Source organism: Vibrio sp. Y20_XG_PY13 (assembly GCF_024181925.1).
In the GTDB taxonomy this organism is placed as follows: Bacteria; Pseudomonadota; Gammaproteobacteria; order Enterobacterales; family Vibrionaceae; genus Vibrio; species Vibrio parahaemolyticus.
The window spans coordinates 414,660-437,197 of sequence record NZ_JAMZAL010000001.1 but is presented as its reverse complement, the minus strand read 5'-3'; the positions used below and the strand labels follow the sequence as shown (position 1 = coordinate 437,197).

21 protein-coding genes are annotated in these 22,538 nt (G+C 43.9%); 14 read left to right on the top strand and 7 right to left on the bottom strand.

Annotated features, from left to right (window positions below; all coding sequences use genetic code 11):
- Nucleotides 1-42: 42 nt before the first annotated feature.
- Together NL646_RS01955 and NL646_RS01950 are read left to right on the top strand one after the other, a co-directional pair.
- The gene (locus NL646_RS01955) at nt 43-582 is read left to right on the top strand and encodes a cytochrome b (protein WP_025553871.1); all 540 of its coding nucleotides are present in this window, start codon (nt 43-45) and stop codon (nt 580-582) included.
- Nucleotides 579-1,148: a YceI family protein gene (locus NL646_RS01950; protein WP_005477055.1), complete on the top strand. Its 570-nt coding sequence runs from the start codon at nt 579-581 to the stop codon at nt 1,146-1,148. The genes NL646_RS01955 and NL646_RS01950 overlap by 4 nt, the downstream gene beginning before the upstream one ends.
- A gap of 115 nt (nt 1,149-1,263) precedes the next feature.
- Here the strand turns inward: NL646_RS01950 and focA are convergent, their stop codons facing one another.
- Nucleotides 1,264-2,715 carry a formate transporter FocA gene (focA, locus tag NL646_RS01945; protein ID WP_024702949.1) on the bottom strand — a complete coding sequence of 484 codons (1,452 nt, stop codon included), beginning with the start codon at nt 2,713-2,715 and terminating at the stop codon, nt 1,264-1,266.
- 264 nt (nt 2,716-2,979) lie between these two features.
- Here focA and NL646_RS01940 point away from each other — a divergent pair, with 264 nt between their 5' ends.
- A complete protein-coding gene (locus NL646_RS01940; protein ID WP_005498809.1) occupies nt 2,980-3,885 on the top strand; it encodes a LysR substrate-binding domain-containing protein in 906 nt (301 codons plus the stop codon).
- A 267-nt stretch (nt 3,886-4,152) separates the two neighbouring features.
- Nucleotides 4,153-4,635 (top strand): DUF1097 domain-containing protein, encoded by a 483-nt coding sequence (locus NL646_RS01935; RefSeq protein WP_005483841.1) that lies wholly within the window; start codon nt 4,153-4,155, stop codon nt 4,633-4,635.
- Between the two features lie 193 nt (nt 4,636-4,828).
- Here the strand turns inward: NL646_RS01935 and NL646_RS01930 are convergent, their stop codons facing one another.
- Nucleotides 4,829-6,463, bottom strand: coding sequence for an ATP-dependent endonuclease (locus tag NL646_RS01930; RefSeq protein ID WP_253663765.1), 1,635 nt, complete (start codon nt 6,461-6,463; stop codon nt 4,829-4,831).
- Nucleotides 6,464-6,734: 271 nt separating this feature from the next.
- Here NL646_RS01930 and NL646_RS01925 point away from each other — a divergent pair, with 271 nt between their 5' ends.
- From NL646_RS01925 to NL646_RS01915, 3 genes are all read left to right on the top strand, one after another.
- Entirely contained in the window at nt 6,735-8,477 is a 1,743-nt protein-coding gene (locus NL646_RS01925; RefSeq protein ID WP_253663764.1) for a bifunctional UDP-sugar hydrolase/5'-nucleotidase, read from the top strand.
- Between the two features lie 521 nt (nt 8,478-8,998).
- Nucleotides 8,999-10,018, top strand: coding sequence for a TerC family protein (locus NL646_RS01920; protein ID WP_025520708.1), 1,020 nt, complete (start codon nt 8,999-9,001; stop codon nt 10,016-10,018).
- Between the two features lie 279 nt (nt 10,019-10,297).
- Nucleotides 10,298-10,489 carry a hypothetical protein gene (locus NL646_RS01915; protein WP_005451745.1) on the top strand — a complete coding sequence of 64 codons (192 nt, stop codon included), beginning with the start codon at nt 10,298-10,300 and terminating at the stop codon, nt 10,487-10,489.
- Nucleotides 10,490-10,647: 158 nt separating this feature from the next.
- Here NL646_RS01915 and NL646_RS01910 read toward each other — a convergent pair whose 3' ends face one another.
- From NL646_RS01910 to NL646_RS01900, 3 genes are all read right to left on the bottom strand, one after another.
- Complete coding sequence (locus NL646_RS01910) at nt 10,648-11,205, bottom strand: PhnA domain-containing protein (RefSeq protein ID WP_005455388.1); 558 nt, start codon at nt 11,203-11,205, stop codon at nt 10,648-10,650.
- Between the two features lie 278 nt (nt 11,206-11,483).
- Nucleotides 11,484-13,892: a VolA/Pla-1 family phospholipase gene (locus tag NL646_RS01905; protein WP_025540662.1), complete on the bottom strand. Its 2,409-nt coding sequence runs from the start codon at nt 13,890-13,892 to the stop codon at nt 11,484-11,486.
- Nucleotides 13,893-13,913: 21 nt separating this feature from the next.
- Nucleotides 13,914-15,155, bottom strand: a complete 1,242-nt coding sequence (locus NL646_RS01900; RefSeq protein WP_005455385.1) for an outer membrane protein transport protein — start codon at nt 15,153-15,155, stop codon at nt 13,914-13,916.
- A gap of 358 nt (nt 15,156-15,513) precedes the next feature.
- Between NL646_RS01900 and NL646_RS01895 the strand changes: the two genes are divergently transcribed.
- Complete coding sequence (locus NL646_RS01895; RefSeq protein WP_140354420.1) at nt 15,514-16,596, top strand: site-2 protease family protein; 1,083 nt, start codon at nt 15,514-15,516, stop codon at nt 16,594-16,596.
- Nucleotides 16,597-16,680: 84 nt separating this feature from the next.
- Here NL646_RS01895 and NL646_RS01890 read toward each other — a convergent pair whose 3' ends face one another.
- On the bottom strand, nt 16,681-17,469 hold the full coding sequence (locus NL646_RS01890) for a M48 family metallopeptidase (protein WP_005455384.1): 789 nt from the start codon (nt 17,467-17,469) through the stop codon (nt 16,681-16,683).
- Between the two features lie 204 nt (nt 17,470-17,673).
- Here NL646_RS01890 and NL646_RS01885 point away from each other — a divergent pair, with 204 nt between their 5' ends.
- From NL646_RS01885 to cutA, 5 genes are all read left to right on the top strand, one after another.
- On the top strand, nt 17,674-18,108 hold the full coding sequence (locus NL646_RS01885; RefSeq protein WP_253663763.1) for a hotdog fold thioesterase: 435 nt from the start codon (nt 17,674-17,676) through the stop codon (nt 18,106-18,108).
- Between the two features lie 42 nt (nt 18,109-18,150).
- Nucleotides 18,151-18,384, top strand: a complete 234-nt coding sequence (locus NL646_RS01880) for a DUF3389 domain-containing protein (protein ID WP_229611921.1) — start codon at nt 18,151-18,153, stop codon at nt 18,382-18,384.
- A 79-nt stretch (nt 18,385-18,463) separates the two neighbouring features.
- Nucleotides 18,464-20,170, top strand: coding sequence for an SgrR family transcriptional regulator (locus tag NL646_RS01875; RefSeq protein WP_053305778.1), 1,707 nt, complete (start codon nt 18,464-18,466; stop codon nt 20,168-20,170).
- Complete coding sequence (locus tag NL646_RS01870; RefSeq protein ID WP_005479768.1) at nt 20,154-20,405, top strand: hypothetical protein; 252 nt, start codon at nt 20,154-20,156, stop codon at nt 20,403-20,405. Before NL646_RS01875 ends, NL646_RS01870 begins: the two co-directional genes overlap by 17 nt.
- 8 nt (nt 20,406-20,413) lie before the next feature.
- Nucleotides 20,414-20,746 carry a divalent-cation tolerance protein CutA gene (gene cutA, locus NL646_RS01865; RefSeq protein WP_005455382.1) on the top strand — a complete coding sequence of 111 codons (333 nt, stop codon included), beginning with the start codon at nt 20,414-20,416 and terminating at the stop codon, nt 20,744-20,746.
- Here the strand turns inward: cutA and NL646_RS01860 are convergent.
- Nucleotides 20,708-21,304 carry a DUF2238 domain-containing protein gene (locus tag NL646_RS01860; RefSeq protein ID WP_253663762.1) on the bottom strand — a complete coding sequence of 199 codons (597 nt, stop codon included), beginning with the start codon at nt 21,302-21,304 and terminating at the stop codon, nt 20,708-20,710. The genes cutA and NL646_RS01860 overlap by 39 nt on opposite strands.
- Nucleotides 21,305-21,579: 275 nt before the next feature.
- Here NL646_RS01860 and NL646_RS01855 point away from each other — a divergent pair, with 275 nt between their 5' ends.
- Complete coding sequence (locus NL646_RS01855; RefSeq protein WP_005455357.1) at nt 21,580-22,419, top strand: isopenicillin N synthase family oxygenase; 840 nt, start codon at nt 21,580-21,582, stop codon at nt 22,417-22,419.
- The last annotated feature ends 119 nt before the right edge of the window (nt 22,420-22,538 follow it).

Genomic DNA, 22,538 nt, shown 5'->3' with positions numbered 1-22,538 from the left:
TCTTGCTCAACATTAACTTAGGAATATATCTAGGAACGTGAGATGGAAACACTGGTAAAAAGCTATAACCTGCCTGCTCGAGTAATGCACTGGCTTTCTGCGCTTTGCATTATTGGTCTGTTTGCTGTGGGTTTGTGGATGGTCGATCTTAGCTATTACAGCGAATGGTATCGAACTGCGCCACATTATCATCGCTCTGTCGGTATTCTTCTGGCCATTCTTACTGTGGGTCGCATCGTGTGGAAGCATGTTACGGCGTCACCAAAAGTAGAAGGCAGTCGATTTGAAGTCGTCGCAGCTAAAGCGGCACACGGTGTGATGTATTTATTACTTCTCACAATCTTTGTTTCAGGTTACCTCATCTCTACATCTGATGGTCGCGGTATTGAAGTATTCAATTGGTTTACTGTACCCGGCGCAGGAGAATTATTTTCTGGTCAATCAGATATCGCAGGTGAAGTTCACTTCTATGCAGCTTGGGCTGTGATCCTAATTGCAGGTTTACACGCTGTCGCTGCGCTCAAACATCACTTTATCGATAAAGACAACACATTAAGAAAAATGTTAGGAGCTTCAAAATGAAAAAGTCACTCTTCGCTACAGGACTAGCAATCGCTATGGCACTACCTTTAGGTGCTCAGGCTGCAGACTACGTTATCGATACGAAAGGTGCTCACGCGTCTATCAACTTCAAAGTTAGCCACTTAGGTTACAGCTTCATCAAAGGTCGTTTTAATACTTTTTCTGGTGACTTTTCTTTTGATGAAAAAAACATTGCTGACTCAAAAGTAAACGTAGTAGTAGACACCACAAGCTTAGACTCAAACCACGCTGAGCGTGATAAACACATCCGCAGCGGCGATTTTATTGATGCTGGCAAATACAGCGAAGCGACTTTTAAGAGCACGAAAGTGGTTGATAAAGGTAATGGTAAGCTAGACGTAACGGGTGATCTAACGCTACACGGTGTGACTAAGCCTATTACTATCGAAGCAGAGTTTGTTGGCGCAGGTAACGACCCATGGGGTGGTGAGCGTGCTGGTTTTGTTGGCACAACTCGTCTAGAGCTTGCTGATTTCGATATCCCAGTAATGGGTTCATCAAGCTACGTTGATATGGAACTGCATATCGAAGGCGTGAAGAAGTAATTAAGCTTTGAATAAATGAAAGCGCTCTTGGTTTCAAGAGCGCTTTTTTATTGGTGCCATGTAACGCTGTTAGTTTCTAACAACTAGCGTTTTGTTATTGTTCGTTCTTTATTGTTTAAGCAGTTTCTAGTGCTTTATCTTCAACAAGGTTTAGTCGCTCACCGAATACTGGACGTAGGGCTTTAAGGACTTCTTGGCGAGTAACAACACCAACCATTTGACCATTTTCAAGAACCGGCAATACTTGCGGTTTGCTAACCTTCATGCTTTTCGCTCGTTCTTCTAAAGATAGAGAAGTTAGACGAGTTGCAATCCCCATGCTGCTTGTTGGGTATAGTTGCTCTTTGTCGATGCATAGGAACTCGACCACATCCACCAAACGATCGCTAGCATCAATTGCAACGACATCACGGCTCATCAAATCAACCACTTTTTGATCTTTCACTGGGATGTAATCTTGACACCACAGTTCAACCATCACGTCGTGTGCAGAGAAGAAACCAACTAAACGATTGTGGAGATCCACCACTGGTGCGCTTGTTAGATTGTTGTCTAATAGAGTATCAAGAGCTGCGGCTACAGGCATTTCCACGCTGAGTGTAACCGGTTTTGGATTCATGATGTCCTTTACGAAAGATGCGTTTTTCATTGTGATTTCCTTAACTGACGATAACTGAGTTGTATTTGTGATAGATGAAACATTGGCTGCTTTTAACTCTGGGCGGCGGTAGATACACCAGTTAGCCAAACCAACGAGTACTGCGCCACCGACGATGTTGCCAAACGTCACTGGAATTAAGTTCGCACTAATAAAGTGTGCGACATTTAAATCCGCATATTGGGAAGCCGGTACACCAACAGATGCCCAAAATGATTCAGGGGCAAAATTGGCAATAACGATGCCTAGTGGGACCATAAACATGTTTGCCACACAGTGCTCAAAGCCACTGCTGACGAACATCGCAACTGGAAGAATGGTCATAAGCGCTTTCGTCATTGCGTTTGCAGAACTAAACGTCAACCAAATTGCAAGACAAACCAGTAGGTTACATAGAACGCCCAAAGCAAAGGCTTGAAGCAATGTATGGTGCAGTTTGTGTTGTGCGATATTAAGAGCATTCAAACCCCATTGGCCTGCATCCATTTGGTACAAACCTGCCGCAGTCACAAGAGCAAGCAAAAACATTGCGCCGATGAAGTTACCCACGTAAACCTTGCCCCAAATCGACAACATTTTGCCGAAAGAGATTTGTTTGTTTGCCCATGAGATGCTGGAAAGCACCGAACTGGTAAACAGCTCACCACCGCAAATAACGATAAGGATTAACCCCATACTGAAGGCGATACCACCGGCTAAGCGGCTTAAACCCCAACCTGTATTCGCACTGCCAGTTGTCACTGTGATGTAAAACAAAAATGCCAAACCGATAAACGCACCAGCCATTATTGCTAGGCCAAGTGTCATGCTGCTGGTTTTGTTTGCTTTACTTAATGCGAATTTCTCCGCCTCAGCCATCATCTCTTTAGGAGAAAAGTCCTGGTGAGTTTGAGAACTGGTCACCGCCATAATGACTCCTTAGTTTGTGGTTCCATAAAAAGCTCCTTGATTTATTAGCTCAAAAATGAATTGTTGTTTTTGTTTTGCGGTGTTCCCGAACCGCATATCCAGAATAGGGCGGGCAGTGGTACAGGTAAAATTGATAATATTTAGAAATCTCATCAAATTATTTGATAAGTTTTTAGCGCGGAGTAAAATGAACCCTATTGCTTATTGGGGCATGTTTTTGAGGTTGTGAGAGTATGGGAATACTCGCCCATGATGGAGGACACTTTGCGCTACTCTCTTAAGCAATTAGCGGTTTTCGACGCAGTTGCAGATACCGGCAGTGTAAGCCAGGCCGCAGACAAACTGGCTCTGACACAATCGGCGACAAGTATGTCGCTCGCGCAGTTAGAAAAAATGCTTGGCAGGCCTTTATTTGAAAGGCAAGGAAAGCAAATGGCCCTAACACATTGGGGGATGTGGTTAAGGCCAAAAGCAAAGCGTTTATTGCAAGATGCCTTGCAGATAGAAATGGGATTCTATGAGCAACATTTGTTAAGCGGAGAGATCCGTCTTGGTGCGAGCCAAACACCAGCAGAACACTTGGTGCCAGACCTTATCAGTATCATTGATAACGATTTTCCTGAGATGCGAATCTCGCTAGGCGTACAAAGTACGAAAGGGGTTATCGATGGCGTGTTAGATTACAAATACGATTTAGGCATTATTGAAGGACGTTGTGACGATAACCGTTTACACCAAGAAATCTGGTGTCGTGACCACCTTACTGTAGTCGCAGCTTCTCATCATCCTTTTGCTCGTAACCCTTCGGTCAGTTTAGCTCAATTAGAGCAGGCGAAATGGGTGTTGCGTGAGCATGGCTCAGGTACTCGTAAAACCTTTGATAGCTCCATTCATCATTTGATTGAAGATTTAGATGTATGGCGTGAGTACGAACACGTTCCTGTGTTGCGCAGCTTGGTGGCTAACGGACAATACTTAACTTGTTTGCCATATTTGGATGTTGAACGTTACATTGAGGCTGGACGTTTAGTCGCGCTAAACGTACCAGATCTGAAAATGGAGCGCACATTGTCCTTTATTTGGCGTGCGGATATGGCCGAAAACCCGTTGGTCGATTGCATAAAGCGTGAAGGTTTGCGCATGATGAAGGGCAAACCATCCGTCTTATAGGTACTATCAATTTTAATGGGCTCTGCATTGCAGAGCCTTTTTTATTTCTTTTATTCGTCCATCTCTGTTTTTGTTATTTTCTAAATCTGTTGATTTATCGGTTGCGTCAAATAATTTGTGTAAAACATGAAACAAAAGGTGATATTGTTGTGATCATTATCACCGATAAACTGGCGCGATGTGCCTAGTATTGGTTCTTGATTTCAATGTATGAAGGCAGTTATCAAACCAAAAGGGTGCGATAGTTGCCAAGCAGGTACGAATACCATGACAACACTTTTAGCTATCTCTATTACTACTGGGATTCTGTCCGGCGTTTGGGGTTGGATTGCCATTTCTCTTGGCCTTTTATCTTGGGCAGGCTTTTTAGGCTGTACAAGCTACTTCGCTGCTCCAACGAGTGGATTAAAAGGTTTAGCGACAAGCTTAATTACTAACTTGACCGGTGTATTCTGGGCAATGGTAATTATTTATGGTTCCACTTACGCAGGTTTAGAGATCTTGGGTTATGTGATCACAGCTGTTGTAGCGTTTTTCATGTGTATTCAAGCGAAACAGGCTTGGCTAGCGTACATTCCTGGTACTTTCATTGGTTCTTGCGCGACATTCGCAGCAGATGGCAATTGGCAACTTGTTGTTCCATCGCTTGTATTAGGTGGCGTATTTGGTTACTTGATGAAAGCAACAGGACTTTGGTTACATGCGAAATCAACCGCTACTTCTTCTTCGCTCGCTGAGCAAGCACAGTAGTGAACCCCCGATCTAATTTGTATCCACTGTGTATTGAGCTTTATCCCTCTCAATACAGTTAATCAAAATTAATGATATTTGATACAAGCACACTAATTTAGTGTGCTTTTTTTTGCCTAAATTTTAAGGGGATAGCGCAGTGCTATCCCCAAAGACTATTTAAATGGAAAACGAGTAAATAGATATATAAGGCTTAAGTATTCCCGCTTGCCATAGTAACGATGCGTTTTAAAGTCCAACGCAACAACACAGGGATACATTCCATGCCTTTCTCTTCGCAGTGAGACACAATGGCTAGAGCCAAATCGGGCTTCGCATGTTTTTTCAAAACGCGGTTAACCACTTTCTTCGCCGGAATTGGATGGTCATGAGGGACTTTGATCATGTTCTTAAAGAAAAGCTCGAAACCATGATTATAAAGAAAATGCTCGATGTCCCGATCGGGCAGTTCAGTGAGCCTATGGCGCTCTTGATCATGCCCAAGCTGCGCTCTCACTGTGTGGGCGTATTTTTTACCCGCCGGGTCACCATCGGTAACCACATGCCAATCGATACCGAACTCTTTGGCTACTTTTATTAATGAACGTAAGCCAGATTGTGCAAATTCGACAATCTGAACCCCTTCAGCGGCGAGATCGTATCCACATTGTCTTGCCAATTCATTAAACAACCAAACCTCAGTTTCGCCTTCCACTAATAGCCAGCAACGCGCAAACAAAGCGCCAGCGCGATGAAAACGAATGTGGAAACCAATTCGTCTTAGCTCGTCACCACCAAACTTAGACGTGTTTAGACTCTTCGCGATAGTTTTATCGGACAGACGGATAAGCCTACGGATGGAGTAGAGCGGCACGGAACCAAGCAAACTACCACTGTTCGTGGTTAAGATTTTTTGCATTGGCAAAAGTTGAAGCAACGACCAAGCTCGAGCTAAATGCGTTGGGTGTAAACGACCTTCTGGATCTTCGATGATCAAAATAGGCCGCGCGCAACGTCTTAAATCCGTCGGTCCTTTGGCTTGGAGATATGCATTAAGCAACCCCATTAAGAGCAAGCGACTTTGCTTATCGTTGGTCTCTTTCAGGTATTGGCTCAATCCTTTATCAGAAGATGGGCTAGTGTAGAATAATCCGTCTCTCGGTTTTCTAGGATTGCCTTTACTGATGCTACGAAACGCAAAATAGTGCTCGACCAACGTTTTCATGGCATCGAGGCTGCTTCGTATTTCCCCTTTGTTTACATGACCCGGCATCGCCAATAAACGTCGACAGGTATTGTTGATGCGTTTTTCGATACGCGCGTTTTTGCTGTCACCATTAATGTGTGACGGACGAGGAAAGCGACGAGAATCCCTTAGTCGAATGACAGGGTGCAACGTCATCAACTCAACCGCTAATTTCTCTGAATGGTGAATCTGTTTCGGTTTGCCATCACGGTCAAGAAACGCGTATTTGGTTGTGATGTCATGATCAACGCGAGAGGCACTGATTCGATAATAAATGACATGTTCGCCATCTTCTGTTGTGCACCAAGCGGGTTTGATGCGGCGATAACGACCAGCGTTTGCTTCATGTTTATCTTGTGCTTTGAAGCAGACAATAATTTGGATGTGTTGAGACTGAGGGTGAGAAATGGAGTAGTCGACGTGGAAATCTTTCAGTTCGAACTCATATAGACTTCCGTTGGCTGGTAACGCGATAGATAGGGCGTCGAGCAATGAAGATTTGCCCCACGTATTCTCACCAATGAGGGTAGTGAGTTCATCAAAAGAGAGTGAAAGGCGTTTGATGCCTCTAAACCCGGAGATTTCGATGCGTTCTAGTCTCATCTCAATCCTCCTTGCAATTATTTGAATTATAGAGAGTTATTTTGCTACTCCTAAGCATATATGAATTCGAAATTTTTGAGTTAAGCTCAGTTCACAAAATTACGAGAGCCTCCTATTGAATAGAGACCGCGACAAGCGTAAGTTGCTTTCAATTGAACGACAGACAGCATCGTGATCACGTAAACGTGAAATCAAAAATTCACAGTTTCATAAAATTCATGATTCTGTCATGATTCACTTCTTATTATTATAAGGAATGAAAAGAGAGAAGATGAAAATGAATAAAAATCATAAGCCAGTAAGAATCAAACTGGCACACATCAATGACACTCATTCCTACTTTGAGCCAACGTCATTACAGCTAAAACTCAAAATCAACAAAGACCTCATATTAGAACCTTATGTTAGTGCGGGCGGATTCTCACGAATCGCGACTCGAGTTGAACAGCTACGTGATGATGCACAGCGTCAAGGGCAGGGAATGTTGTTCCTTCATGCTGGCGACTGCTTCCAAGGCACGCTCTATTTTTCCTTATTTAAAGGCAAAGCGAATGCCGATTTGTTGAATGCCTTGAATATTGATGCCATGGCATTGGGAAACCACGAGCTCGACATGGGGAATGAACCAGTTGCACTATTTTGTCAGCGTACAAATTTTCCGCTGCTCGCAGGCAACTGGGATCTGTCCAATGAGTCAAAAAACAAAGCGCATCGACTAAGCGACTGTAACAACGTACTGAGCTATCAACCGGATTCACGCAGTGCGCAATACCTTGTGAAAGAGTTTAACGGTGTAAAAGTCGCTATTTTTGGTTTGTCCATCGATAAAATGAGCGATATAGCAAACCCTGACGCTGATACGCCATTTATGACTGCAATTGAAACCGCGAAAGCGACGGTCGCACAAATTAACAATGATGGAATCAAAAACATTATCTTGCTTAGTCACCTAGGTTACGAGGGCGACTTAGAACTTGCAGAGCAAGTAGAAGGCATCGGTATCATCGTGGGTGGTCATAGCCACCGTTTGCAAGGTGACTTTACTGCGATTGGCTTGGGTGAAGATGATCCTTATGGTATCAAAGTAAATGGAACCTACGTTGTGCAAGCCGGTTTTCATGCTCTGACCATGGGCCATTGTGTGCTTGAGTTTGACGAGAATGGCCAAGCAACCATGTTGAATGGTCAAAATGAATTGCTGTTAGGGCGCCGTATTTTCTGGGATTCAACGTTGAATCAACAATTGGACCAAGGCGTATTTGAAACCGCTTGTGATTTTATTCACGACCAACCAAATGTTGTGGTCTGTAAGAAACACCCAGAAACTCAAGCTATTTTGAGAGATAAATACATACCTCGCGTGCGTGCCTTGCAATCGCAGGTGATTGCTCATGTGGAAAGCAAAAAGCGTCATGTCCGTATACCGGATGAGTTGGGCGGAAGTGAACTTGCCGGTGCGGTCGCTCGTTCTTTCCTTCATAGCTTAAATAAACGCGGGCACAACGTTCAATTTGCAATTCATAATGCAGGTGGCGTTCGTACTTCACTCAATCCAGGTGATATTACAGTGGCAGATGTTGCCGGACGATTATTGCCTTTTGCCGTACCGATCGGGTTTTACGATGTGAAAGGTGCGGTTATTCGTCGAGCTCTAGAAGGTGCAATCAATAACGCACTAAACAACGGCGTAGAAGGTACTGGGTCAGGCAGTTACCCATATACGTACAATCTGAACTTTGACTATCAAGCCGATGCGCCAAAAGGTGAGAGGATCCAACGATTAGAAATATTTGATGGATACCGCTGGGTAAAGGTTGATGATGACACTTGGTATCGTGGCACCTCTTCGGCTTACACGATGAAAGGCAAAGAAGGCTATGAAGCCCTGCTTGATATGAAAGGCGAGGGTTGCGTGAGTAACTTATCAATGGCGGATTGTTTTATTGAACTACTTACAGATGAGCCTAACTGTTTGAACGAAAGTCACAAACTTTACTCTCAACAAAATCGTTAATCATTCTTGGTATTGATTTTGCTGTACTTTCCACACTACATGCGAGTGAGAGGGTGGAAAGTATGTGGAAAAAAGACTGGGCAGACGCTGCAGTGGTCATTGCGTGGGTAGCCGCTTGGTCCATGCTTGTGTATTTTGTGCCACTAAATGGGCTATAAAGAACAAAGAGTAATAAGAGGGAGCGCTAGTCAGTGCTCCTTTTTCTTTATATTCATATATTTGATGGACTGCTGGCGATTAAATGCATTGATTTTATTGATAGGGAATTTTTGTTGGAAATCAGAATGATCAGGCGTATGATGGCGGCGTTTGGGGAGTAGTTAGCGCAAGTTTACTTATCGTCATCTCGTTAAGCGATAGCTTATCCGGTAAGTAAAGGTGTCTGATTGAACATTCAATCTTGGCACTTCAACGAGACCAACGCATTCATTGATTAGCAGACACATGGGTAATGTGACTGCTGGTTTGTATTGTTTGCGGAAGGTCACCAAACACTGCTGTCCTTCCGCGTGGGAGGAAGCATGTCTCTTATCGAAAATACCACCCAGTTAAGCCAATCTGTTCTATTTCAAGAATCACTGACAATGTATGGTGCATTCGGCCTTTTCACACTCGTTTTGGTTGCGCTTGATATCTATCAAACCCGAGGCGGTGCCATTACGATGCAAAAAGCCATCGTTTGGAGCATATTCTGGTTCTTACTCGCGTTTCTTTTTGCAGGTTCCATCTATTTCTTTTGGGACGTTTACGCTCCTCATAGTGCTTACAGCAATGAGAAAGCGACCGTTTCATTCCTAACTGGTTACTTGCTCGAAAAGTCATTAAGCGTTGATAACTTATTTGTCTTCGCCATCATATTTGCCCAATACAAAGTGCCAGAGCATCTTCGTCCGCGTGCGTTACTATGGGGTGTGATTGGCGCGTTGCTTCTGCGTGCAATTATGATTGCTGTCGGCGCGCAGCTGCTCGCCCAATACCATTGGGTACTCTACCTATTTGCAGCGTTCCTAATCTGGACAGGCATTAAGCTTGCTCGCGACAAAGGTGAAGAGGAAGAAGTGAACCCATACCCAGAGCAAGTGATTCGTAAATTGCTGCCAGTGACGGATGAGTATCAAGGTAATCATATGTTCTTGAAGCAAGCAGGGAAGTGGGTTGCGACGCCAATGTTAATTGTAGTAGGCGTGATCGCCGTGATGGATGTGATGTTTGCACTCGATTCAATTCCGGCTATTTTTGCGGTCACTCGCGAGCCATTCTTGGTGTTAGCGGCTAACGTATTCGCGTTGTTAGGCTTACGCTCGCTGTACTTCGTGCTGCAAGCGATGCTGGACAAGTTTGTCTACTTAAAACCTGCGCTCTCTGTGATCATGATGTTTATCGGTGTGAAGATGCTTTTGGTCGGAACAGAATACGAAATCCCAACGATTTGGTCGTTGACGTTCTTGATTCTAGTAATGACTACCGCGGTAGTTGCGTCGGTGTATAAGAACAAAGAAAACAGTCGTTCTCGAGTTAATATTACTAATCAAAAATATTGATAACCGGATTTTTGAAAAGATATTTTTAGTATTGATTGGTTAAAGATTTGTTACTTAAAAGCTTGGGGTTATCCCTGTAACTCCAAGTTATTCAAGAAAAGTAGGCGGTTGTTGAATTTTTATGCGAAAAGTGGGCATTTCTAGCTCGCAGCAATGTGAATGATTTGTTTTATTAGAAAAACTAATTTGGTTGGTCAAATTTTGTCATTTTTTAAACAGTGAGGAAGTGACTACTATACAACCAACAAAACATATTACTGCTTTTAAAGAGAGGCAATCATGGCACAAGCAATGCAAATGACAAATGTAGCTTTACCAACCTCTATGGATAAGAAAACCTACGCGGTTAACTTCAAAGGATTGATTGCTCACTTACTCGACATTCTTTTTGTAGATAACTCTGCTCCTCGCAGCTACTACGCAGAAGATTTGTCAGCTCACATTCAAAAAGATATCGGTATGTACCGTTAATCTGAACACTGTGAAAAAAATGCCAGCTTAGCCGCTGGCATTTTTGTATTTGCTGTTTCAAAGGGACCTGATTCAAACGCATGGGTTAGGGGCCTTCCGAAGCACAAACAAAAACGGGGTTCCAACTGGAACCCCGTTTTATACAAAAGTAACTAAAATTACTTCTTACGGCAGTACTCTGCGATCACGTACATTGACTGACCACCGTTTGCCTTACCTGAAATCAGTTTAGGGTCATCACCAAGGCTGATACCGCGAATCACAGTACCTTGCTTAATTACTTGGTTTGTACCTTTAACTGGTAGATCTTTGATTACTGTTACATCGTCACCTTTCTTAAGTTCAGTGCCGTTGCAGTCAACAGTTTTGTCATCAGCAGACATACCTGTCATTGCCCAGTTCTTTTGCTCTTCTTCCATGTACATCATGTCAAGAGCGTCTTGAGCCCAGCTTTCAGAGTTTAGGCGAGTTAGTTGGCGCCATGCAGTTACTTGTACTGCAGGAACCTGGCTCCACATGCTTTCGTTCAGACAACGCCAATGGTTAATGTCTTTAGGTTCTTCGATCTCGCTGTGGCATTTGTCACATACCATGATAGCGGTATCAACTGTTACGTTACCGTGTGGTGGTACAGCATAAGCAGTTAATGGAGATTCAGATGAACACAGTTCACATTTTGACTCGCAGCGTGCAAGCAGAGTAGCTTCGATAGACATAAGGACTCACCTTAGTAATGTTATTTTGTGGCGGTATTATCCACTTTATCCTGAGAAATAAAAGGGTGTTAGCGAATTAAAGCCGAGATTTTACAATATTCCAACCTGATTAGGTGAAAGATGTAAAACAATCGCTAAATAAATAATATTTGGAATATAAAAGAAGTGGTCAATTACCTTGGGTTATGAATTGTTGTGTGAATTATTCAACACTCTTTTGAGTGCGAAAAATAAAAAACCCAGCCTAAGCTGGGTTTTTTCGATGGATGAATGGTCGATTATTTCAGTACTGTTGTATCCGAAACATCACTCAATGCGTTGTCCATCAAGAAGTCCGCGTTTTCTTTTTGCATTTCAGCATGATGATTGACATCGGCAAGTGTGCCTGATGGCGACGCAAACGTACTGTGTGAAGCAATAGCGTTGAATTGAACAAAGCTTGACGTCGCAGAGACCGCTGTATTTAAGCTATTAACCTCAGTTAAGCCCAATTTCTTGGCTAACGGCTCTGTACCTGCAAATGGAGCGTTCGCAACGTTATTCGGTACCGTCTTATCACCTTCAACTTCTGTCATCAAGAATGGTGTAGTTAGAGTGCCTGAAGCAACTAGGTCTGCGGCATTAGTAAATGGATCTACAGTATCAAGCGTGGTTTGCGCTGCGTAGATGAACTGTGAGAAACCAGCACTCAGAGCTGCAAGCTGTTCCGGCGTCGCTAAACCTTCAAAGACCTCGTAACATGCTTTGTCATCTAACTGAGCACATTGCGCGTCAGCGTAAGACTTGTAATCCGTTGATGCTACATAAGCAAGGTTGTGCTTGATTTGTGGACCAAAGTCTGAAGAACCCAACAATAGATTACCGATTTGACCACCAGAGTTCTGAATAGAGGCCGCGCTAAATGTATACAGTGCGTCAGCAGTAGGGCTGCCTAGTGTGTTGTTTGCAGCAGCAACCGCAGACGTACCAACAATACCGCCTAGTGAGTGACCTAGCATTTTTACTTGAGAGCCCGTCATTGGGTTAAAACCTTGAAGAGGGCCTCCAGCCAATAGACCGCCTTGCGCTGATACTACTAAACTAGCACGTAAGCCCAGTACATCCAGCACGCTTTGACGAAGGTTATCACGCGCTACAGCAAGGTTAGAAAGGTTCAAGTAAGCAAGAACGTTCGCATTTGCCGATCGTTGTTCGTCTAGGCTACGTGTGCCGTGGATTGGAAGATCGATAGCGATAACAGCTACGCCAGCCTGCACCATATTAAAAGCAAATGCATACGCGTTTTCTTTCGCTGAGGTGATACCGTGTTGGTAGATCACCACGTCTTTTGCTACACCATTTTGAGGAGTAAACAGTAAGAACTCGACATTTTCTAAAGACTTAACCTCAGGAACAGGAGAGTAACGAGTAATAACTCGCTCACTATCCAGCTGTGTACCGTCGTTTAAGTACAGTTTCGAGCCTACCAGTTTTAGCTGCTCAGTTGGATCTGTTGCCAGCTTGCTAACGTCTACAGGAGAGCTTGCGAAAACGCCAGAAGAAAGCTGCTGAACCATGTTCGCTTGTTCTGCTGGATCGGTAAGTGCTGCGTTTAGCTTCGCTAGGCTTGGCATAGCAGACACCATCGGTTGCATGTTCCAGTTTGCGCCTTTTTCAAGGTAGTGTGGCAGTCTTACTTGACCCTGAGTAACATTCACACTCGCGCCAGATTGCACGTAAAGACCTTTAATCGCGGTTTTCGCTGCATCTAAGTCACTGACGTATTTATTAAAGTCACTGTCCGAATCTAACGCTGTCATAAAGTCTTGTGTCTCACCAAGCACCATTGTGTACGCAGTAGCAAGGTCGACAGCATTCTCGTTAGTATCATTTTTGTAAATGGTATTTAGCGTGTTCGCGCCAGTAGCAAAACCTGTCGCAGTAACACCTTTAACAGCCGCTAACGTGTCACCTACAGATTGAGTGCTGAACCATGATGAGTAGACAATATCAGCTGGGTTGACTTGCGCTAGACCAAAAATGCCTTCGACAGCTTCTGTTACCGCTTGTACGGATGCAAGATCGCCTGATTCGTACTTAACTTGTTTGCTCTTTGCCACCGCGTAGCTTGAAGAGGTGCCAATAGGCTCGCCATTAACGTCGGTTACGTCTTGCGTGACCGCGAAAATGTATTCGCTCGATTCATCTAGAGAATCGGCAAACTGAACATAAAGAGATTTACCATTGGCTTGAACGACGTAATCTTGGTTCTGAACAAGGACTTTTGCAATCGGGTTAGTTTTTCCGTCCCATTCCGTCAAACGCTGGTTGATTTTGATAACTTTAACGCCAGAAGCCAACATGCCAGGAGCGAAGCCATCGCCGTTAAAGTTCAAAACGATAGGCATAGACGTTGACCAACCGTCCATTGTGTTCATTGATGCGCGTGGATTAGTAAGGGCATCATCACCGTTAGTTGGCAGGCCAAGCGTACCATCTGACGTATCCATAAGTAGGTAAGAAGGGGCAGGTACGTCTGCGTTTGCACCTTGGATAGTAAAGCTAATTGAAGTGCCACGATCTAGCAATGCTTGAACTTCCGATTCAAACGTTACTTTATCTGTTGTGCCTGAGCTTGATGTGTTGTCGCCACAACCTGCAAGTAGGATCGCAGAACAAAGCAGTGATAGTTTAAACGTATGTTTCATTGGGTTACTCCGAGAATCCTATTATTTGAAGGTGTAGTTCATCTGTACTGCACTGATGTATGCCGTACCTTCTGAATCAAACTTAATTTCTTGACCTGCTGCGTTAGTCTCAGTGAAAGAGCCCGACTCACTTTGTACCAATGCAAAACCAGCATCAAACGATAGGTTTTCATTCATTGCATACGTTAGACCCGCGCTGTACCACATACGGTCACTATCAGGGATACTCAATGTTGCTTCACCCGCTTGCTCGTCATAAGCCAAGCCTGCGCGGAATGTCCACTCGGTGTTTAGCGTGTAAGTTGCACCTACAGAGTAACGGTTGTTGTCTTCATACTTTTCTGGTTTGAAGAAACATACGCCGCCTTTACATTCATTACTGGTCGCTTTTAGCTCTTTAAAAGTGCTCCAGTCAGTTTGTTGCCAACCGTAATGAATCGCCCATTGGTCATTAAGTTGATGGAATGCAGAAAGTTCGATAATAGAAGGAAGCGAAATCTTCAAGCGACCATCAACTTTTGCTGCGGTTGCGATGCCGGAGTCGTAGCTGCTGAATTCACCATCATCAAAATCTAGATCGACTTTAGAACGGTAGCCAAAGCCAAAACGGTTGTTTTCGTTAAGTTCAAATAGGGCACCAACGTTCCAACCCCATGCGAAAGTCTCACCTTCCATGCCAATTAGGTTATCGGATTTACTGCTACCAGAACCAAATAGCGGCGCCAACGCACCTTTGTGACGTGTCAGTTCAGCTTCTGCATAAACTAAGTTGATGCCGCCACCAACACTGAATTTTTCGTTGATGCGGTAAGCAATGTTTGGATTGATATTGACAGAAAGTAGCGAGGTGTCGCCAGCCATATCACCCGCAGAAATATCATCTGGATAATCTGTTGCAACACCGTAAGTGGTGAACATACCGATACCCCAAGCCCAGTTGTCATTGATTGGGCTGATGTAATAACCCGCAGGAACCACTTGCAGTGGTGCTACGTCATCAGATTGCTCTTTATGAAGCGTATCGTAAACGTTGACTTCAGGATCAACGATAGAAAGTGCGCCAGAAAACTGAGCTTCTTTGAAAAGAGTCATTGCTGCTGGGTTACGTGCAAGAACGCTGGCATTGTCTGCTACAGCCCCTTCACCTGAGAATGCTCGACCAAGACCAGATGCCGAGTGTTCAGCAACCTGAAAGCCCGCTGAATGGGCATTACACGCAAACAATATTGAAATTGTCAGCAGAGAGCAGTGCTTCTTGTTCATCCTTGACCCTCCTAGGGTGTCATTATGCTGGACCGAAGTCCTTGTAATTGTTGTGTGGTACTAAACAGCAGTTGTGATTGCATTGAAATACAACTGTGATGTAAACGTAATGTTAATTGTATGTTTAATAACTTGTCAAAGTTTGAGCGTATTTGGCGTTTTAAATTTGATGCATACGTCAAACGCCTGCTCGTAAGGGCATGTATTATCGTTATATTTTTTGTGGAAATGGTACGACCAGAATTGTTTTGCAAATCTTATGATTAAATAACCTTCAAATCTTGAGTTCACATGCTTTGATGTCACTTGTTATAAGAGGCATAATTCGACCTTTGTGGTTATCGCATTAGGAATCGCGTTGGAATTACTACACACTGAATTTTTAGGTCGCCCGTTAAGATTAGAAGGATCGATGGCGGGATGGCAGCAATTGTACTGGGATAACACTCTAGTTTCTCAAATTGATGCGAGCGAAAAGAAAACCGAAACTTACACGCATCAATTTAAGCTGAGTGCTGGAGAAGAGGTTTTGCTTTGCCAATTAGACTGCACATTGGATTGGCAACCTTTTGATCTGACCTATCGCGCCACCGTTAACGGTGAGCTAATTACGGAAGGTTCAAGAAACGAAAAAGACATTGAAAGGCAGGTGCCACAGGCCGCGCCACCATCAGAAAAGCGCTTGAGTGTCATCGGTATTTTTTCCTTAGGTATGAAAGCCTTAAAAAGCGCGAAAGTGATTAAAGTTGCGCTGGCGTCAGCAAGTTTAGCTGCCTATTCATGGTTGTTTTCTATTGAGTTTGCTCTGGCTCTTATCGCTTGTCTTATGTTCCACGAATATGGGCATATCAAAGCGATGAAGTATTTCGGTATGAAAACCAAGGGCATTTACTTGATCCCGTTTCTAGGTGGCTTGGCTTTAAGTGACGAGAAAATAAACACGCGTTGGCAAGATGTTGTCATTTCTATCATGGGGCCTTTCTTTGGATTGGTTTTAAGCATTGTGTTTACTCTGCTTTATTGGATGACAGGCGAAATGATATTCGCTGGTCTTGCTGTGTTTAACGCGCTGCTAAACCTCTTTAACTTGCTGCCGATCTTACCGTTAGATGGTGGCCATGTTCTAAAGAGTATTACTTTCTCGATGAATACTTGGATTGGGTTGGCGGGCAGCATTGTTACAGCACTACTTGGTATTGCGCTCAGCTATTCATTTGGTTTAACGCTGCTCGGATTCTTACTGATGATGGGGATGCTGGAAGTGGTCATGGAATGGCGAGCAAGACATCACAGCCACTTGTTGCCACTCACTCGTTACGGTCAATTGTTCTCATTGATTTGGTATTTAGCATCCGTTGGTGGTTTTGTTGGGATTATTTGGTATTTCGCAGGACTGGGTGACAGCTTACTCAGCTTACCTTTGCAAATTCTTGGAGCTTAACGAAAGTTCTCAACACACAAATAACGAAAAAGCTCCTTAAGTAGGAGCTTTTTTGTATCAGACTTTTGTAGGGTTATACGCTTTCTAACCACATTTCGGTGCTTTCACATTGTACTTCGGTAACTTGTTGATGGTTGCCTGCAAGTCTTTGATTCGCGTACTGTGAGAAGGGTGAGTAGAGAAAAACTCCGGCGGCTGCGCTCCACCTGATGCTGCACTCATGTTTTTCCACAGATCGACGCTTTGATTAGGATTGAATCCAGCTTTCGCCATGTACTCTAAGCCAACGATATCCGCTTCAGACTCTTGCGTTCTTCCATAAGGGAGAATAACGCCGTACTGCACCCCAACACCTAACGCGGCCATAGTGAGCTGTTGATATTGTTTGTATTCAGATGCGCCAATTGCCACATTCGCTAACGACAGCCCAGCATTGGCCAATTGGCTTTGAGACAGCCGCTCGTTGCTGTGTTCTGCTAAAACGTGCGCCACTTCGTGCCCGATAACCGTTGCTAACTGATCTTGGTTTTTCGCTACCTTGAGAAGGCCAGTGTAAACACCAATTTTTCCGCCTGGCAACGCAAACGCATTGACTTGGTCACTATCAAACACCACGACCTCCCAATCTTTGAAACCAGCTTGAGGTGGAATGGCATTGGTGATCTGCTTAGCTACGCATTGTACGTAAGCGTTGGTCTTTTTATCTTTACTGATTGGAATATCCTTCTTCATTTGATCAAAGGATTTTGCACCAAGTGATGACATTTCTTGATCTGAAAACATCAGTATTTGATTTCGACCAGTTGGTGAGGCGCTGCACGCAGTTAAGCCTGCTAAGGTCAAGAGAGCAGAGGCTTTAATCCATACCTTCATAAGTGGCTCCATATTCACTAATTCTTGTTTTGAACCAGTAGTATATACCCAAATGATGACAAGATGCATAGGCGAGGTAAGTGTGATGGTAGAGTTGAGGGCTAACGCGTTTTGTCTTGAAGTGTCGTAGCAATAGAGACTATGCTAAGCGCTTGGCATAAATATGAATAAGCAGTCTCAACCTGCAAACAGTAAGAGCGAAAAATGAGTATTTGGAAAAAGTCGATCAGTTTGGACATCCTTAACGCTACATCAAGAAATACCATGATGGAGCACCTACAAATCGAGTACACCAACTTCACGGATGACTCATTAAGTGCAACGATGCCAGTGTGCAGTTTTACTCATCAACCGCTAGGTATGTTGCATGGTGGTGCATCCGTCGTACTAGCAGAAACATTAGGTTCCATTGCCGCAAACTTTTGCGTGAGTGAAGGTAACTACTGCGTAGGTTTAGATATCAACGCAAACCATGTACGAGCAATGCGCAGTGGTTATGTTATCGGTACCGCAAAACCTATTCACCTTGGTGTTTCGACTCAAGTTTGGCAGATTGAAATTACAGACGAACGTGATCGTTTGGTGTGTACTAGTCGTCTAACGATTGCTGTGAAACAACAAAAAGCAAAATTGGCTTAATTCGACTTCATCAATCAGCAGAGATTCACCCAAAGGCAGAAAATGGTTATCGAGTTTTCATTAGGTAAAATTATCGCGACGCAGCGTGAAATCGTCATCAAACTAACGGGTGAGGCAATGGTCACATTGCAAGCACAAACCGATGCACTTCAACTTCTTGGTCGTAGCGCAAATGTTGTGTTAGCCCATGGGGCCGAATGCAAATGGTCAATAAAATTGGATAATGAGGAACAACTTGTCCAACTCGCACAAGAAATTGGTATCGATATTCAATAATTTACCCCTTCATATTTGCACTTTTTCATAAAAATGAGGAAACTTGACTTATTGACATCAAGACAAGTATTTCCTCTTTATGAGTAGCCCTCGTTTACGTGTTCAGTTCGAAACACTCTTTGAAAAATTTGCCGGTAACGACACAGAAGTTCAGCTAGAAGACATTACCGACGCTCTGTTTTGTACGCGACGAAATGCGCGTATCGTTCTCAATAAGCTCGAAGAAGAAGGGTGGATAGAATGGCACCCGGCTGCTGGCCGAGGAAAACTATCCAAACTGATCTTTAAACGCAATCGTAGTGACGTAAGCGAAAACTTAGCGAGACGCTACCTAGACGAAGGAAAGATTGGACAGGCGCTCGATGCGTTAGACAATGACGCCGCACGTTTAACCCAGGTGATTCAAGGTTATTTGGGCTTGCAGCATCGACAAGGCGAGCAAGTCGTGAGATTGCCTTATTACCGACCGTTAGCCATGCTGAATCCGCAAAAGCCGATGCGTCGCTCGGAACAACACATCGCGCGACAAGTTTTTAGCGGTTTAACGCGTCTTGATGAAAACGAACAACTTCAACCGGATCTCGCACATACGTGGGAGGCGCTTTCTGACACTCATTGGCGTTTCTATTTGCGTCGTGGCGTACGCTTCCACAATGGTGAACCACTCACGACAGATTGTGTTGTAGAGAGCATTCTTGCCTTGAGTGGATTGAATTTGTTCTCTCACATTCAGCAAGTTTCGTCACCACAGCCTTGGACCGTGGATATTAAGCTTGTTCGTCCAGATCGCTATTTACCGTTAGCATTGAGCGAGTCTCAAGCCAAAGTCTTATTGCCACAAGCGCTTCGCTCTGAGGATTTTGACCGTAAGCCTATTGGCACAGGTCCGTTCCAAGTGAAAGTGAACGACGACAAACGCCTTATTCTTACTGCTTTCGATGGTTATTTTGGGTTTCGTCCACTGCTGGACCAAGTTGAAGTGTGGGTGATTGATGAAGCCTACTCATCAATGGTGTATCCAAGCTTGTCTAAGCCACAAATGGACAAACAAGCGTCGACCGATGAAGTGGAACTCGATCCGGGCTGTACCTTCTTGCTGCTTAACAAAAACACCGGGATCGCAAAAGACCCACGTTGGGCCGAATTTTTAAGCCAAACATTAAATAGCCATCAAATCTACGCGCACGTTCCCCAAGATAAAGTGATTGAACTGGGTGTACTGCAAGCATTTGGTTTAAAACCGGGGTGGATTGACTTAAGGCCGACATCAGTGGGTGAAGTCCCGCAACAAGGTAAATCGATTACCGTCGCTTATCAGAAAAAACATCCGATGTTTCCTGTCATTGCCAAAGCAATTAAACATTTGCTCAAACCGCACAGTGTCGATGTCGAGTTTATTCGCTACGATACGCAGCCGCCAAACCCAGAAGAAGTCGACGTTTGGGTAAAAGCAATGGGTATTGCGACCAATCGCAACGATGCCTTAGCGGGTTGGCTACTTGATTACAGCGACATCGAAAAATTCAGCGCGGGTTACGATTTTTCAGAATGGGCGACATTAGTCGATCAATGGCGTGCAGGCATTCATGCCGACTTTCCTGCTCGCGAATTAGGAAGGCAGTTAGTGAAAAGCTGTCAGGTTATTCCAATGTTCCATTGCTGGCTAGGGGTAAACAAAGACCACAGCGGTGCGCTTCAAAACGCAAAATGTAATGCGCTGGGGTGGTTCGATTTCAGCAATGTGTGGGTCAAGCCAGAGATAGAAGATAATGGCCAAGCCGAATAAAAAGCAACCGAGTAAAACTGTCGAAATTTATTGTGCGAAATGCAAAGCGCAGCTATATAAATATCGCAAGGGCGGAAAGGGGGCCTTGGTGAAGTGCTTTAAAGAACGCATTGTAGAAGATTACACTCAAACCCCTTGTTTTTGCCCGAGCTGCGGGCAAGAGTTTGCACGAGATACGTTAGTCAGAGGTACGCCTGCGTTTAAGATGATTGGCGGAAAAGTGACAATGAAGTAGGAAAAATAATGAGCCAACAAAACGATTGCTGCATGGTGTTAAGTACCACCAATAATGAAAAAAATCGCGATGAAATCATCAAAGGTTTATTAGAAGCTCAATTAGCGGCGTGTATTCAGACGATGCCAATTGAGAGCCATTATGTTTGGAAAGGGGAAGTTTGTACTGATCACGAATGGTTATTGATCATCAAAACACGACGTGAGCTTTACGAGTTAGTGGAAGAAAAAATTGAAAACCTGCACGAATATGAGGTTGCTCAAATCGTACAGGTTCCTATTGTGGATGGTTTTAATCCGTATTTAGAATGGCTTCGCGAATCGACGTTGAGCCGACATTAAAAACAACGACAGTATGGCACCCGTCGTATCACACAACATGTCTTTCTGGGCATCCCAAATGTCTCCTTGGGAGCCTAGGAAGGCAATGCCTTCATCGCCACCAGCCAGTTCGGCATACCACCACTCAATGATTTCGTAGCCTGCAGCCAAAGACATAATGGCAAACAACGCAAACCAGCATGAAAAAGTAGGGTTGAATTTTTTGTTGCGAATCAAATACTCAGCGATCGGGTAGGCATATAAACCAATCGCAAAGTGGGCTACGCGATCAAAATTGTTTCTCTCTAAACCAATTAGGTTATTGAACCAATCAAACGGCACTTCAGCGAAGGTGTATTTCGCGCCAATGGTGTGTAGGCACAACCAAATAAACATCAAAAGGTAAGCGGTGTTGCTGAACTGGTAGCGAATCGAAATCGCCCAAATCGCAATGAGAATACCAATCGCCGGAATGATTTCAGCAAACCAGACAGCACGCGAGCTAGGTTCTAATGCTGAAAATAAAAAAACGATGGCGTAAAAAATCGTCAATCCCAATAGTGTAGAAGTGCTTTTCATAGGGTTAGTTGATCCTTCAATTGATTTTTTAGAGCGTACAAGCATCGAGTTAAACCGTTTATATCTCTGTTTGTAATGCGTTAACAATGATTACACTTAATTGAACGGTGTGCAATTGTTTATTTTTATTGGTCAATTATTAACTAAACATGTTGAATTATTAGCGAACCGCTCAACATTAAAACGTTTGCGCGTGCACATTTCATTAAAGTTTGATTTACAACATGCCCATCCATAGAATCCGTGACTCAGTCTAATAAAAAAGAAGTAAAGTCATGAAACTGGAAACTGTCGATTATCTTGCTGACGACGCTGCTCAACAGTTCGTAGCATCACTACGCGAAACAGGATTTGGCGTATTAAAGAATCACCCAATCCCTCAAGAGTTGGTTGAGTCCATTTACAAAAACTGGCACGAGTTTTTCTGCTCAGAAGAAAAAAATGATTTCCAATTTAATGTAGAAACGCAAGATGGTTATTTCCCACCTTCGGTTTCTGAAGTTGCGAAAGGCCACAAAGTAAAAGACATCAAAGAGTACTTTCATGTTTACCCTTGGGGACAAATCCCAGAACAGTTGAAAGCAGAGATTCTTGAGTACTACGAGCGCGCAAACGCTTTTGCACAGGAACTGCTAGGTTGGGTAGAAGAGTACGCACCAAAAGACGTACAAGAGAAGTTCTCTATTGCACTGTCAGAAATGATCAATAACAGTGACAAAACGTTGCTTCGCGTTCTTCATTACCCGCCAATGACAGGCGAAGAAGAGCCAGGTGCAATTCGCGCAGCCGCTCATGAAGACATTAACCTACTGACTGTACTGCCAGCGGCGAACGAGCCTGGTCTGCAAGTTATGAGCAAAGATGGCGAGTGGATCGATGTTCCATGTGACTTTGGTAACTTGATCATTAACATCGGTGACATGCTACAAGAAGCATCAGGTGGTTACTTCCCGTCGACGACACACCGAGTTATCAACCCAACAGGTGCTCGCCAAGAAAAATCGCGCATTTCATTACCGCTTTTCTTGCACCCAAAACCAGATACAGTACTTTCTGAGCGTTACACAGCACACAGCTACTTGATGGAACGCTTACGTGAGCTAGGCGTTATTTAATCAAACGCGATCCTGATTCCAAAGGCCGATGGTTTTTCGCTATCGGCCTTTTTTCGTTTATGGTACAAAAGTAATGACGTTGAGCTTTGAAACGTGCTTAATTTTAATCGCTTATAAAT

What these genes read in the sequence shown, in the direction of transcription:
- NL646_RS01955 (WP_025553871.1), top strand. Translation starts at nt 43, where the DNA reads ATGGAAACACTGGTAAAAAGCTATAACCTGCCTGCTCGAGTAATGCAC.
- NL646_RS01950 (WP_005477055.1), top strand. Translation starts at nt 579, where the DNA reads ATGAAAAAGTCACTCTTCGCTACAGGACTAGCAATCGCTATGGCACTA.
- focA (WP_024702949.1), bottom strand. Translation starts at nt 2,715, where the DNA reads ATGGCGGTGACCAGTTCTCAAACTCACCAGGACTTTTCTCCTAAAGAG.
- NL646_RS01935 (WP_005483841.1), top strand. Translation starts at nt 4,153, where the DNA reads ATGACAACACTTTTAGCTATCTCTATTACTACTGGGATTCTGTCCGGC.
- NL646_RS01930 (WP_253663765.1), bottom strand. Translation starts at nt 6,463, where the DNA reads ATGAGACTAGAACGCATCGAAATCTCCGGGTTTAGAGGCATCAAACGC.
- NL646_RS01925 (WP_253663764.1), top strand. Translation starts at nt 6,735, where the DNA reads ATGAAAATGAATAAAAATCATAAGCCAGTAAGAATCAAACTGGCACAC.
- NL646_RS01920 (WP_025520708.1), top strand. Translation starts at nt 8,999, where the DNA reads ATGTCTCTTATCGAAAATACCACCCAGTTAAGCCAATCTGTTCTATTT.
- NL646_RS01915 (WP_005451745.1), top strand. Translation starts at nt 10,298, where the DNA reads ATGGCACAAGCAATGCAAATGACAAATGTAGCTTTACCAACCTCTATG.
- NL646_RS01910 (WP_005455388.1), bottom strand. Translation starts at nt 11,205, where the DNA reads ATGTCTATCGAAGCTACTCTGCTTGCACGCTGCGAGTCAAAATGTGAA.
- NL646_RS01905 (WP_025540662.1), bottom strand. Translation starts at nt 13,892, where the DNA reads ATGAAACATACGTTTAAACTATCACTGCTTTGTTCTGCGATCCTACTT.
- NL646_RS01900 (WP_005455385.1), bottom strand. Translation starts at nt 15,155, where the DNA reads ATGAACAAGAAGCACTGCTCTCTGCTGACAATTTCAATATTGTTTGCG.
- NL646_RS01890 (WP_005455384.1), bottom strand. Translation starts at nt 17,469, where the DNA reads ATGAAGGTATGGATTAAAGCCTCTGCTCTCTTGACCTTAGCAGGCTTA.
- NL646_RS01885 (WP_253663763.1), top strand. Translation starts at nt 17,674, where the DNA reads ATGAGTATTTGGAAAAAGTCGATCAGTTTGGACATCCTTAACGCTACA.
- NL646_RS01880 (WP_229611921.1), top strand. Translation starts at nt 18,151, where the DNA reads ATGGTTATCGAGTTTTCATTAGGTAAAATTATCGCGACGCAGCGTGAA.
- NL646_RS01875 (WP_053305778.1), top strand. Translation starts at nt 18,464, where the DNA reads ATGAGTAGCCCTCGTTTACGTGTTCAGTTCGAAACACTCTTTGAAAAA.
- NL646_RS01870 (WP_005479768.1), top strand. Translation starts at nt 20,154, where the DNA reads ATGGCCAAGCCGAATAAAAAGCAACCGAGTAAAACTGTCGAAATTTAT.
- cutA (WP_005455382.1), top strand. Translation starts at nt 20,414, where the DNA reads ATGAGCCAACAAAACGATTGCTGCATGGTGTTAAGTACCACCAATAAT.
- NL646_RS01860 (WP_253663762.1), bottom strand. Translation starts at nt 21,304, where the DNA reads ATGAAAAGCACTTCTACACTATTGGGATTGACGATTTTTTACGCCATC.
- NL646_RS01855 (WP_005455357.1), top strand. Translation starts at nt 21,580, where the DNA reads ATGAAACTGGAAACTGTCGATTATCTTGCTGACGACGCTGCTCAACAG.